General features: G+C 40.0%; 13 protein-coding genes. 9 read left to right on the forward strand and 4 right to left on the reverse strand.

The features are described 5' to 3' along the window. Positions 1-182: 182 nt before the first annotated feature. Together sigI and ACFPA1_RS01290 are read left to right on the forward strand one after the other, a co-directional pair. Positions 183-929: an RNA polymerase sigma factor SigI gene (gene sigI / locus ACFPA1_RS01285; protein WP_213140938.1), complete on the forward strand. Its 747-nt coding sequence runs from the start codon at positions 183-185 to the stop codon at positions 927-929. Beyond that, positions 926-1,963, forward strand: a complete 1,038-nt coding sequence (locus tag ACFPA1_RS01290) for an anti-sigma factor domain-containing protein (RefSeq protein ID WP_378580939.1) — start codon at positions 926-928, stop codon at positions 1,961-1,963. Before sigI ends, ACFPA1_RS01290 begins: the two co-directional genes overlap by 4 nt. A gap of 45 nt (positions 1,964-2,008) precedes the next feature. Here the strand turns inward: ACFPA1_RS01290 and ACFPA1_RS01295 are convergent, their stop codons facing one another. Together ACFPA1_RS01295 and ACFPA1_RS01300 are read right to left on the reverse strand one after the other, a co-directional pair. Beyond that, a complete protein-coding gene (locus ACFPA1_RS01295) occupies positions 2,009-2,203 on the reverse strand; it encodes an alpha/beta-type small acid-soluble spore protein (RefSeq protein ID WP_213116535.1) in 195 nt (64 codons plus the stop codon). 107 nt (positions 2,204-2,310) lie between these two features. Next, positions 2,311-2,664 (reverse strand): DUF3905 domain-containing protein, encoded by a 354-nt coding sequence (locus tag ACFPA1_RS01300; RefSeq protein ID WP_241113789.1) that lies wholly within the window; start codon positions 2,662-2,664, stop codon positions 2,311-2,313. Between the two features lie 132 nt (positions 2,665-2,796). Between ACFPA1_RS01300 and ACFPA1_RS01305 the strand changes: the two genes are divergently transcribed. Further along, complete coding sequence (locus tag ACFPA1_RS01305) at positions 2,797-2,958, forward strand: hypothetical protein (RefSeq protein WP_213140936.1); 162 nt, start codon at positions 2,797-2,799, stop codon at positions 2,956-2,958. Position 2,959: 1 nt separating this feature from the next. Further along, entirely contained in the window at positions 2,960-3,085 is a 126-nt protein-coding gene (locus ACFPA1_RS01310) for a hypothetical protein (RefSeq protein ID WP_277398204.1), read from the forward strand. 34 nt (positions 3,086-3,119) lie between these two features. Here the strand turns inward: ACFPA1_RS01310 and ACFPA1_RS01315 are convergent, their stop codons facing one another. After that, positions 3,120-4,862 carry a B12-binding domain-containing radical SAM protein gene (locus ACFPA1_RS01315; protein ID WP_378580940.1) on the reverse strand — a complete coding sequence of 581 codons (1,743 nt, stop codon included), beginning with the start codon at positions 4,860-4,862 and terminating at the stop codon, positions 3,120-3,122. A gap of 462 nt (positions 4,863-5,324) precedes the next feature. On the opposite strand from ACFPA1_RS01315, the gene ACFPA1_RS01320 reads away from it, so the two are divergent. The 3 genes from ACFPA1_RS01320 (at position 5,325) to ACFPA1_RS01330 (ending at position 9,887) form a co-directional block, all read left to right on the forward strand. Then, the gene (locus tag ACFPA1_RS01320; RefSeq protein WP_213140934.1) at positions 5,325-6,338 is read left to right on the forward strand and encodes a 2-oxoacid:acceptor oxidoreductase family protein; all 1,014 of its coding nucleotides are present in this window, start codon (positions 5,325-5,327) and stop codon (positions 6,336-6,338) included. Beyond that, on the forward strand, positions 6,338-8,632 hold the full coding sequence (locus ACFPA1_RS01325) for a thiamine pyrophosphate-dependent enzyme (protein WP_213140933.1): 2,295 nt from the start codon (positions 6,338-6,340) through the stop codon (positions 8,630-8,632). The genes ACFPA1_RS01320 and ACFPA1_RS01325 overlap by 1 nt, the downstream gene beginning before the upstream one ends. Before the next feature lie 148 nt (positions 8,633-8,780). Then, positions 8,781-9,887: an ATP-binding protein gene (locus ACFPA1_RS01330; protein WP_213140932.1), complete on the forward strand. Its 1,107-nt coding sequence runs from the start codon at positions 8,781-8,783 to the stop codon at positions 9,885-9,887. 56 nt (positions 9,888-9,943) lie between these two features. On the opposite strand, the gene ACFPA1_RS01335 is transcribed toward ACFPA1_RS01330, so the two are convergent. After that, complete coding sequence (locus ACFPA1_RS01335; RefSeq protein WP_378580941.1) at positions 9,944-10,852, reverse strand: carbon-nitrogen family hydrolase; 909 nt, start codon at positions 10,850-10,852, stop codon at positions 9,944-9,946. Here ACFPA1_RS01335 and ACFPA1_RS01340 point away from each other — a divergent pair. Beyond that, positions 10,844-12,025, forward strand: a complete 1,182-nt coding sequence (locus ACFPA1_RS01340; protein WP_213140930.1) for a pyridoxal phosphate-dependent aminotransferase — start codon at positions 10,844-10,846, stop codon at positions 12,023-12,025. The two genes, ACFPA1_RS01335 and ACFPA1_RS01340, sit on opposite strands and share 9 nt — an antisense overlap. 365 nt (positions 12,026-12,390) lie before the next feature. Beyond that, complete coding sequence (locus ACFPA1_RS01345; RefSeq protein WP_241113790.1) at positions 12,391-12,651, forward strand: aspartyl-phosphate phosphatase Spo0E family protein; 261 nt, start codon at positions 12,391-12,393, stop codon at positions 12,649-12,651. The last annotated feature ends 175 nt before the right edge of the window (positions 12,652-12,826 follow it).

Genomic DNA, 12,826 nt, shown 5'->3' on the forward strand with positions numbered 1-12,826 from the left:
AAATTTTTAAAAAAACCCCCATAAAGAGTATTTCCATATACGTAACATTTATTAAAATAAGACATGAACAATAACAAATAAACGAAGGCTCGTGGGTTAAATACAGTCTTTTCATATGCTTATCCCCATAAAGACCAAAGCTTGTTTCGTATGTTATAATTGGTCGAATAAGAGGTGAGCAAATGCTAGGTTTATTGTTTATGGCTAAAAAGAATAAAAGAACATTAGAAGATACAGTTGCCTTGATTCAGCAAGGTGATAAGTCATTGCTGAATGAACTCATCCAGGCCTATAAACCATTTATCGCTAAAACTGTTTCTTCAGTATGCCGCCGGTATATCTATGAATCCGATGATGAATTTAGCATTGGCCTTATTGCTTTTAACGAGGCGATTGAAAAATATTCAAAAGACCGCGGCAGCTCTTTATTAAGCTTTTCAGAAGTGATTATTAAAAGACGAGTTATTGACTACATTCGAAAGCAAACAAAAAATCAGCACATCAGTATTGATATAACGAATGCCCTTCAAGATGAGGAATTACCTGGAACGGCAATAGTCAATGAGCTTTCCCTTGATGAATATCAGAAAAAGACTGACGAACAGCTAAGAAAAGATGAAATTATTCATTTTCAATCATTATTAGCTTCTTTTGATTTAACCTTTAGCGATTTGGTGGAGAATTCCCCGAAGCATGCGGATGCTAGGAAAAATGCCATCATCGCAGCAAAAACACTGGTTGACAATGAAGAATTATTTAAATCATTACGCGAAAAAAAGCGGCTGCCTATTAATCAGCTTGAAAAAATGGTAAATGTCTCTAGAAAAACCTTAGAGAGAAATCGCAAATATATTATTGCCATTGCTTTAATTTTATCAAGTGATTATGTGTATATGAAGGATTATATAAAGGGGGTGCTTGATACATGAAAAAGGGAATAATAATGGAAATGGATGATTTTTTTCTCACGCTTTTAACCCCTGAAGGTGAGTTCTTACGGGCTAAGAGACTTAAGCAATCCTATTCAATTGGAGAGGAAATAACTTTTTATCCCGTTGAAGGCAAGAATCAATTAAGATATCTATCGTCCATAAAGAAAGTTGCCAAAATGAAAACCGTTTGGGCTGCAGCGGCTGCAGTTTTACTTTTTTCCGGTTCATTTATTCCAATGTATCAAAATAATAAAGCTTATGCCTATATGTCAATTGATGTAAATCCGAGTATTGAACTAGGAATAAATAAAAAGATGCAGGTTGTGGAATTGACAGGCTATAATCCTGAAGGTAAAAAGATTATATCCCATTTGGATGATTGGGAGAAACAAGATGTTACGAAGGTGACGGAAGAAATTTTATCGGAAATAGGTAAAGAAGGGTATTTCAAAACGAACAAGCATGTCATTATTTCAACCGTTCCGACCAGTCAAATGGAAAAGAAGGAAGAGCAAAAGCTTGAAACTGATATTAAAGAGATTACCAAAGCTGTTTCCGAGCAGCAGCTAGCATATACTGTTTTATCAGGCACTGAAAAGGATCTTGAAACTGCTCACGAAAAAGGTGTCACTGCTGGTAAATACAAGGCAGTAAATAATCCAGTGGCAAAAGAGAAAGTGGAGAATAATTGGAAAAAGTATAAAAATCATAGTAATCCTACTGAGCCGGAAGCAAAGGCACCGCCAGGGCAATTAAAGAAACAAATGGAGGAAAATGTTACTCAGGAACCTCCTGCCGTTGATAATACACCGCAGGCAGCCGTAGACCAATCTCCAGTCGAAGATAATATCCCACCTGGACAGGCAAAAAAGATGGATGATAACCAACAAAAGCAAAATCCTGGGCAGGCTAAAAAGCAAGCCATTCAACAGGGATCACAGGGAAATTCACAGGGAAATTCACAGGGGAATCCCAATCCAAAAGGCAAATACCATTATTCTGACAACCAAATTAAACAAAGAAACAAATAAAAAGAGGCGCTCCATAAGAGCTGCCTCTTTGCCATTTTTATGAAATTATTCACGTCCTGATAATTGTGCCTGTGCCTGCTGGACAAGTCTTTTAGTTATTTCCCCGCCGACCGAACCATTGGCTCTAGAAACGGTATCGGACCCCAAATGTACTCCGAATTCTTGGGCTATTTCATATTTAACTTGATCAAGGTATTGTTCAATCCCAGGCACTAATAATTTATTTCTGCTGTTAGCCATATTTTTCACTCCTTATTCTATCCAGAGATTTTTTTCTCTGTAAGGGTAGTATTGATTGCTTTGACTTTATTCATAAGTGGAAATGTTTATCGAATCTGGTTAGCTTTTCAATCTGTCCCTTTGCTTACATCCTTGGTGGGATGCATAAACGGATAAGCTTGCGGCTTTCTTTTGCTTTCTAGCAGTTCCCGATTTTCTGTCGTGTTCCAGCCGATATCGTTCGTCGGGTGCACCCACTCATCACCCGACATTATGGCTGGGTCCGTATCCTCTGACCAGTTTTCCAGTGGAGAATTTTCTGAAGCATATAAGCTATCCCCAATGACTACACCGTGCTCATTAACAAATGGCGCTTCCATTTTTATTCCTGTTCCTTCAAAGCTTGGTGCATTTATTTGATGCGGCAAAGTTTCATCGATACTTACTTTCTGTCCAATTTTCTTCATATTATCTTTTTTCATCCAGCATTCCCCCTGTTTTTTATATTTTTTGCGTAAACCTTTTTTTTATTTATGAAAAATAAGGAAACGAATGATTCAACAAAAATTGCTTAAAACTATCTATGTAACATGAATTTTAAGAGGTTTTCCAAGATGGCTAAGCGGAAGGCTGAATTTGATGCAGTGGAAAAGTACACCAAAACCCCAAAGAAGAATATCCAGGAAAGTGAATTTTCCGCTGAATTTACCGATAACAATAATGCAATCAGATTTCAAAACCGCAATTCAAAGCTAGGAAAAAAGGGAAGAAGTTAAAATGAAAGGCCGCCGCAAGACCCCGCCAAGAATACCTACAGAGGAATTTAGTGTAGAATTTGGTGATGTAAACGGTATTCCATTGGTTGAAAAAATAAAAAACAAATTTAAGAAAAAACGCACCTAAAAAAGAAAAATAAGCCGGGAGCACCGGCTTATTTTTAGATTTTAAAAGGAAATAAAAGTGTCTCTAGGTTGGTAGCGTCAAAATACGCCAGTAAACCGGAAGCCTGGTGGTCTATTTCACCGTTTAGAAAGTACTTTGTCAGGTCAAAGGACAAAAGCTCTAGCATGGTATGCTTATAGAGTTCTTTTTCATCCAGCTCAAGTTTGAGAAATTCCGGACCTATAAGCTGCGGAGTCTCGGAAATACGTTTGTAGATTTTCGAACGTTCGCTTTTCTCCAGCCCTGCTTCCCACCAAGGTTTTCTCGGTTTGTATTTATGATGTTTTAAATAATCATATTTCATTAAACCGGAAATGACATCAAGGTTCGGAACCGCCTTCTTGACTAAAAATGAATGTAATCGCCGAAATAGATCCTCCAACTGATGGCCGATTCTTGACCAGCCCTGTTCGTCCCAGTAGGAACCAAAATCCTGAAAGAAATCGAACGGTGAAGGGAAAACATGTGTCACCAGGTATTCAACTGTGTGATCCATACGGTGGTCATTCCAATATTTTTCTAACACATCTTCCACTTGCTTTATTTTAACAATATCGTCAAACGATAGAACATTGTTGCTTAAAATCTCATATGGGGAATGATCCATATATACATAATCATGTTCTGAAGCACGTATACGTACCCCTGTTCCGCGCAGCATTTTTAAAAACCCTAACTGCAGTTCTTCCGGCCTCATTTCAAACACATCGTTGAAGGTCTTCCGGAAGGAGGCGTAATCTTCTTCAGGCAGTCCCGCGATAAGATCAAGGTGCTGATCGATTTTCCCCCCATCTTTCACCATTGTCACTGTTCTTTTCAGTTTTTCAAAATTTTGCTTTCTTCTCACAAGCTCATTTGTATAGTCATTCGTTGACTGAACACCAATTTCGAAACGGAAAAGCCCTTTTGGTGCCTCTTGGTTAAGAAATTCAATCACTTCCGGCCGCATAATATCCGCAGTAATTTCAAATTGAAACACAGTTCCTGGAAGATGTTCATCAATAAGGAAGCGGAACATTTCCATTGCATAGCTTCTGCTAATATTAAAGGTCCGGTCAACAAATTTAATTGTTTTTGCACCGTTTGCCATTAAATAGCGAATATCCTCTTTAATTCGTTCCCGGTCAAAATAGCGGACACCGACTTCGATGGAAGATAGGCAAAATTGACAGCTGAACGGACAGCCTCGGCTTGTTTCGATATAAGTAACCCGTTTCCCCAACTGGGGAATATCCTCAGGAAAGCGGAAGGGGGAAGGTAATTCTTTTAAATCAAGCTTATTTCTCTGTGGTGTGCTGGCTAAGGTTCCAATGTCACGATATGCAACTCCATGGACATTCTCGATATTTTTGTTTGTATCAAGCTCCGTCAGCAGTTGTTTAAAGGTTTGTTCCCCTTCGCCCATTACGATAAAGTCGATTTCCGGATGTTTTTCCATCCATTCGCGTGTGTCGTAGGAAACCTCAGGGCCTCCTAATACAATAATGAGGGAAGGGTCAATTTTCTTTAGCATATTGATGACCTTAAGGGTCTCTTCGATATTCCAAATATAACAGCTAAAACCGATAACATCCGGCTTTTGCTGGTGGAGATCGGAGACAATGTTCATTACCGGATCTTTGATGGTGTATTCCTTTAAAATGATATCAAATTCAGGTGCTGCATATGCCTTTAAGCACCTGATGGCCAGATTGGTATGAATGTATTTTGCGTTAAGGGTGGAACAAATGACTTTCATAATAAAGCTCCTTTTTCAGCTAATAAGAAAGTATAAACTTTCTGTCGAAAGCTTTATACTTTCTCAACGCATAAGTCCAACTACGCCTCTATCTTCGCCCTTAGGGGCTCGCCAATCGGCGAGTTTTCTTTATAATAAAACAAAATAATATTATAGCTTATTTTAGCCGAAAAGGACAGGGGACAAACCGGTGCCACTTTAGCTTATGCTAAGATGATTTTTAATCGCAATCGTTCTGTTATAATACAATGAGTGACCTGTTGTATAATTAAAAAACAATGAAGATGCTTTGTAAATAAAGAATTTTTTCGATGGATTAAAATGTGTTTTAAAAAAAATGTTTGGATGTTTGATTTTTGTCACAGATTTAAAAAATAATATGGCCTACAATAGCGGTGAGATAAGTTAATTATTTATGTCTTTTTCGGGTAGTTTTATTGAACAAAGAAGGAGAGGGACATTATGTCTATTTTACCGCAAAAAAATGAGCTGGGTTTTTTCGAAATCCGTCTCGAATCAATCGGTGGTCTTGGAGCAAATCTTGCCGGAAAAATGCTGGCGGAAGCAGGGGTATTAGGGCTTGGGTTAAATGGTTCCAACTTTTCGTCCTATGGCTCGGAGAAAAAAGGAACTCCGGTTAAAAGCTTTATCCGCTTTTGTGAACCTGGGGTTGAAATTCGTGATCACAGTCCAATTGAGCAGCCTCATATTGTGGGCGTTTTCCACGAAGCATTGTATAAAACGATTAATGTGGTCAGCGGTTTAAATGCTGACGGCATCGTCTTAGTCAACTCATCAAGGGATTTCGATGATGTGAAAAAGGACTTAAAACTAGAATATGGAACATTAGCGATTGTAGATGCGTTAACCATTGCTGTCGAGGAAAAAACAAAAGTAAATACAGCGATGCTCGGGGCGTTATTCCGCATATGTGATTTTTTGGATCCGGACGCCATGAGAAAAGTTATCCGGAAGACATTCGAGAAAAAATACCCGCACTTTGTTGAACCGAACCTACGGACGTTTGACCGCGGCTATAATGAAGTTGAATTTAAAACATACCATGTTCCGGAGGATGCCCAAGGTAAAGCCTTTGCCCGCCCGCTTCCGCAGCTAGGCTATATGACCCAAGAGCTTGGTGGTGTAATCACCACTCAGGCAAATAGTATATTAAAAGATTTGAGCGGCTCAAGACAGGGCTTCCTGCCACAGTTTGAACGCGATAAGTGTATAGACTGTGCGGCCTGCGATAACGTTTGTCCAGATTTCTGTTTCGTCTGGGAAGAGGGAGAGGACAAGCGCGGCAGAAAGCAAATGTTTCTAAAGGGAATTGACTATCAATATTGCAAGGGCTGTTTAAAATGTGTGGAAGCATGTCCGACAAGTGCTTTAACGGATCTTCGCGAAATGATTGGATACGCAGATGCAAATCGTGTGAAGCAAAACTTTCCTTATGCAGTAGGAGGGAATTTATAATGGGTATTTTAGAGGAAAAATTAACAGCGCAGGTTGGAGCCGAGCAGATTTCAACCTTTGAATCCGGCAATGAAATGGCTGCGATGGCGGCAGCGCAAATCAACTATCATATCATGGGTTATTTCCCGATTACTCCATCTACAGAGGTGGCACAATTCTTAGACCAAATGAAAGCCCGGGGCGAGCATGATATTAAGCTGATTCCGGCAGATGGCGAGCATGGCTCGGCCGGTATTTGCTATGGTGCTGCCGCCACTGGGGCGCGCGTCTTCAATGCAACAAGTGCGAATGGCTTTTTATATATGATTGAACAGCTTCCGGTTCAGGCGGGCACACGATTCCCGATGGTCATGAATCTGGTCACTCGGGCTGTCAGTGGTCCGCTTGATATCCGCGGAGACCACTCAGATCTTTACTTTGGTCTAAATACGGGTTGGGTTATTTTAACGGCAAGAACCCCGCAAGCGGTCTATGACATGAATATTATGGCATTGAAAATTGCCGAACACTCCAAAGTCCGGCTCCCTGTCATTGTAGCCTATGATGGATTCTGGACGTCCCACCAAAAACGGAGAGTTCAATACTTCAAGGACCGTCGGGTAGTGCAGCAATTTGTCGGCGAATGCCCGACTGATTACAATTTTATTAGAGATCCGCAAAAACCGGTAACAATCGGTGCCCACATGAACGGCGAAGATTTGATGAACAATCACTTCCAGCAATCCGAAGCTATGTACAATGCCGGAGAGGTATTCAGGGAAGTTTCTGCCGAATATGCAAAACTTTCAGGAAGAGAATATTCTGTTTTGGACTTATACAAAATGGAGGACGCTGAAGTTGCGTTATTCCTATTAAACTCTGCAGCCGAATCGGCAAAGGATGTTGTCGACCAGCTGCGCGACCAAGGAATTAAAGCAGGGGTAATCAGTCCAAATATTATTCGTCCATTCCCGGCTAAAGAAATCCGTGAAGCTCTTAAAAATGTGAAAGCATTATTAGTCGGTGAGCGTGCCGATTCCTATGGTGCACATGGTCCAAACCTAACGCATGAGATCAAGTCTGCCCTGCAGGATGACAAGAATAATCAAACCATCGTATTAAGCCGTGTATTCGGAATGGGCGGTAAGGATTTCTATGCAAGTGATGCCCATGAATTCTTTAATATGGCGATTGATGCGATGGAGAAAGGCTATGCTGAAAAACCATTTGATTATTTCGGGCATGTACCGGGAAATCCGGAAAAAATCCTGAAGCCTGTCATTACTCCGCAGCAGGGTGATGCTTATAAATCAGGCTTAATTGAAGTGAAAATGGATGAAGAAACAAATAAATTAAAAGTGAAAATCCCGCCACTGCGGATGCTGACAAATAAGCCGAAAAGAATTGCTTCCGGTCATGGCGCCTGCCCGGGCTGCGGCATATTTGGCGGGCTGGAGTTGTTCTTTAAAGGGATTGAAGGGGATATTGTCACTCTATTCCAAACTGGCTGTGCCTACGTTACAACAACTGCCTATCCATATAGCTCGCATAAGCAGACGATGATGCATAACCTGTTCCAGAATGGTGCAGCAACCCTCTCAGGTACTGTTGAGGCCTTCATGGAATTAAAGCGGCGCGGGGAAATTCAAGTGTCCGATGATGCGACATTCGTGATGATTACCGGTGACGGCGGAATGGATATCGGTATGGGATCGGCAATTGGGACGGCACTTCGCGGCCATAAGCTGATTATGCTCGAATACGATAATGAAGGCTACATGAATACCGGGTCGCAAATGTCTTATTCAACACCGCTTGGCCATATGACAAGTACTTCTGGTGTTGGAAAAACACAGCAAGGGAAAAGTTTCCACCACAAAGATACAGTACAAATTATGGCTGCGACAAATATCCCTTATGTATTTACTGGTTCAGAAGCATTCCCGCAGGATTTGGTTAAAAAAGGTGCGAAAGCCCAGTGGTACGCACAAAATGTCGGACCAGTGTATGGAAAACTTTTAATTACCTGTCCATTAAACTGGAAATCTGAGGACCGTTATGGAACAAAAATTCTTGAAGAGGCCGTCAATTCCTGCTTCTTCCCACTGTATGAAGTAGAACAGGGTGTTACCGCTATTACCTATAACCCTGAAGAAAAGAAAAAGCGCGTTTCGGTAACAGAATGGTTTAAATATATGGGGAAAACGAAACATCTCCTCAAAGAGGAAAACAAACATCTAGTAGACGAATTCGAAAGAGAAGTAGAAAAAAGGTGGCAGCGCCTTAAAGCAAAGCATGAAAATCCATGGCTATAAAAAAGAAAAACGCAAAGCAAATTAGCTTTGCGTTTTTGTTTTAAGCTAATAAAAATTATTGGCAGAAAAAAGGGATTTCCAAGTTTTGTATAGAATATATCTTTTTAAATTAACGCTGAACTTTGGTTGATAGCGGGGTGGCCGTTTAGTGGAAATCAAATTGGAACAGGATGGTACTTTACCGAGCAAGCCTGATGTAGTGTTTTCAAAAAATGCAAAATTGCAAGAGTACGAACAAAGATATAAACGCATTTTTGAAGATTCCATTGATGGACTCATCCTTTGGGATTACCAATATCGCATAGTAGATGTAAATTTTACAGCAGAAAAGCTATTTGGCCTTCCAAAGGAAAAATTAATAGGTAGATTGTTTTATGAGCCATTTAGCAAGCTTGAAAAACAAACACTAGAAATAAAGAAACATTTAAAGCAGGTAATTGAAAAGGGTTATTATACATCCATTATTATTTTTGAGATGATTTCCGGCAAAAATAGGCATATCGAAATCAGTTCAAAATTAGACATTATGGCGGACTTGAATTTTACCGCCTTAAAGGATATTACTGAAAAGATGGATATGCAGGAACAGCTTAGGAAATCAGAAACGTTAAAGGTTATAGGCGAGCTTGCGGCCGGAATTGCCCACGAAATCAGAAATCCGATGACCGCTTTAAAAGGTTTTATCCAGCTGCTTGAAGGTAGCATCAAACAAGAACATTCCATGTACTATGAAGTGATTACTAGTGAGCTAGAGCGGATTGATACCATCATTAACGAATTTTTACTATTGGCTAAACCCCAGGAAATCCGTTTTCAGGAGAAGAATCTGAATCAAATAATGAGGGAAACCTTAGACATTTTACATGCCCAGGCTGTATTACATAATGTTCAATTCTCAACAGGGTTTGATGAAAAGCTTTCTCCGATTTTTTGTGAACCCAATCAGTTGAAAAAGGTTTTTATTAATTTAATCAAAAATGCGATCGAAGTCATGCCAGACGGCGGAAAAATTACGGTTACGATAGAGGCCTTTGAGAATAAGCAGGCTCTTATTTCAATCCAGGATGAAGGGATAGGAATATCCAAAGAGAAATTACAAAGGCTGGGGGAAGCCTTTTTCACAACCAAAGAAAGAGGCACAGGACTTGGATTAATGGTCAGTTATAAAATTATTGAGGAACATAAAGGCTCAATACGGATTGAAAGCGAAGTAGGAAAAGGGACTACATTCTTTATTACCCTGCCGCTGCATTAAAACTTAAAAAGTATGATAAAGAGGCTGACTTGCAGCCTCTTATTTGCTGTAAAGAATTATTTATAATAATCCGGTCTGCGGTCTTCGAAAATTGGAATCTGCTTACGGATTTCTCCGACAAGCTTTAAATCAATCTCTGCAGTTAAAATCTCCTCATCTGCGCCCGCTTCGGCGATAATCTCACCCCATGGATCAATGACGAGTGAATGTCCGGCAAATTGATTATTCGGATCGCTTCCGGAACGGTTACAGGCAATCACAAAGCATTGGTTTTCGATTGCTCTGGCAATTAATAGATTTCTCCAATGCGATAATCTTGGTGCAGGCCATTCCGCCACTACAAACAGCGCTTCCGCCCCTTCAGTTGTATGGGCACGAATCCATTCCGGGAAGCGGATATCATAGCAAATGACCCCGGCAAATGCATGATTATCAAGCTTAAACAGTCCTTTTTCACAACCCGCTTCCAAATAAAGGTGCTCATCCATCAGCTTGAATAAATGCAGTTTACTATATTCGGAACTAAGTTCCCCCTCACGGTTTATGATAAGAAGGGTATTTTTCACTCCCTTGTCATCCCGATTGGCGACAGAACCGCCGACAAAGTTAACATTGTACTTTTTGGCGGCATTTTTAAAAAATTCTATTGTTTGAAGCGCTCCTTTATCAGCGATTGTATCAAGGCGGGTCAAATCATAGCCTGTTGTCCACAGCTCGGGCAAGACAATGATATCAGGCTGATCGCTAGCAGCTGCTTCGATTAGTTTTTCTGCATTCTGATAGTTTTTCTCGGGATTGCCAAAGGCAATATCCATCTGCAAACAAGCAATCTTTAATTTCATTATTATCTCTCCCTTATGAAATTTCGGAATTTTTCCTTTACAAGCCGTTATAAAAGTTATATCATTTGTGACTAGAATTTCAACCTTAAAATTTAGAAAATAGCAGGTGAGAACATGAAGCATTTTCCTCAATCGGAAATATTGAATAGTCTTCCAAAGCAATTTTTTGCATCACTCGTCAAAAAAGCTGGAGAGTACATAGAACGGGGATTTGATGTGATCAATTTAGGCCAGGGGAATCCTGACCAACCGACACCAGGGCATATCGTTGCTAAGCTTCAGGAGGCAGCGGCAAACCCTATAAATCATAAATATTCTCCATTTCAAGGATTTCCTTATTTAAAAAAAGCCGTTTCTGATTTTTATTTTCGGGAATATGGTGTAGAACTCAACCCCGAAAAGGAAGTCGCAATCCTTTTTGGAGGCAAAGCAGGTTTGGTGGAGATTCCACAATGTTTGTTAAACCCTGGGGATACGGTTTTGGTTCCTGATCCAGGATATCCTGACTATTGGTCCGGGGTCGCACTGGCTAAAGCCGAAATGGTCACCATGCCTTTGAAAGAAGAAAATCGTTTCCTTCCTGACTATAGCGAGCTAGGGACAGAGGATCTTGAGAAGGCAAAATTAATGTTCCTCAACTATCCTAATAATCCGACCGGTGCTGTTGCTGACCTAGAATTTTTCGAAGAGACTGTAAGTCTTGCAAATGACCATGATATTTGTATTGTACACGACTTCGCCTATGGAGGCATCGGTTTCGATGGTGTAAAACCACCAAGCTTCCTGCAGGCACAGGGTGCCAAAGATGTCGGCATTGAAATATACACACTCTCTAAAACTTATAATATGGCAGGCTGGCGCGTTGCTTTTGCAGTAGGAAATGAAAGTGTGATTTCTGCACTAGAGCTCATTCAGGATCACTTATATGTCAGTTTGTTTGGTGCCGTCCAGGAGGCAGCGGCTGAAGCGCTGACAGGCCCTCAGGACTGCGTGAAGGAATTAAATGAGATGTATGAGCAAAGACGAAATTGCCTCATTGACGGCCTCTGTTCGATAGGCTGGGACGTGTCTGCTCCAAAGGGATCTTTCTTTGCCTGGCTAAAAGTGCCGAATGGTTTTTCTTCCGAGGAATTTTCCAACATTTTGTTGGAAAAGGCTCAAGTAGTAGCAGCGCCGGGAGTTGGTTTTGGTTCGTATGGTGAAGGATATGTCCGAATCGGCCTGCTGACCTCAGAAGAGCGCCTTGCAGAAGCAGTCAAACGGATCAGTGAGTTAGAGATATTTAAAAAAAGCTAAAAATATAAAGTTACAAAGCTGGCTAAGATTTTTTTAGAGCCAGCTTTTTTATATTAGATTCAGGGACTTTTGTACTAAAAAAATATTTTAAAAAAATGTACAATCCTCCCACAATAATGAATGCGCTTTCATTATTGACGCAAAGCGGTTTTCATCAATAATCCCAATCCACAACTAACTACTTGGGAATTTATGTCGAAATTTCAAGAAAACAAGCAAATAAACTGTCGAAAATAGAAAGTTTTAGAATGTTTTGTCTACTTTTGCGAATGTATTTACATTTGAAGAAATTCTTGTCATAATTCATCAAGTAGTCTAATTTTTTAGCGAATTAAAGTAAGTGTGTAAGAGGTAGGAGGATAACATTGTACGAGTATAGTAATACCACTAGTCACAGTCCGAGCCATAGTCAAATGATTGAAGAGATAAAAGCAAAACGAGAACTTATGATAAAAAGTGCAAATACATTGGGATTTACAAGTGAACAAACCATTAAATACAGTCAAGAACTGGATGAGTTAATCAATGAGTATCACCGAATGATGGGACAAGCCTCCAAACCACCCGAAGAAATCAAATTCGCCTTAAAGCAAATGATCATGATTTGGCCCAAAGTATTAGTCTAACTAATTACTAATTATCTAACTGTAAAATGCCCAGAAACCTCAAAATAAAGGCCTTCCGTTACATTTAATCATTGTAGCAGAAGGCCTATTCTTTTTAGTGCCTCCTTTAAAAAAATATTTTTCAGAGAGAAAAATATTTTCTACATGTATAGACAGTGCTGTGATTTTTATCATT

Source organism: Neobacillus sp. GCM10023253, assembly GCF_042653105.1.
GTDB lineage: Bacteria > Bacillota > Bacilli > Bacillales > Cytobacillaceae > Neobacillus > Neobacillus citreus.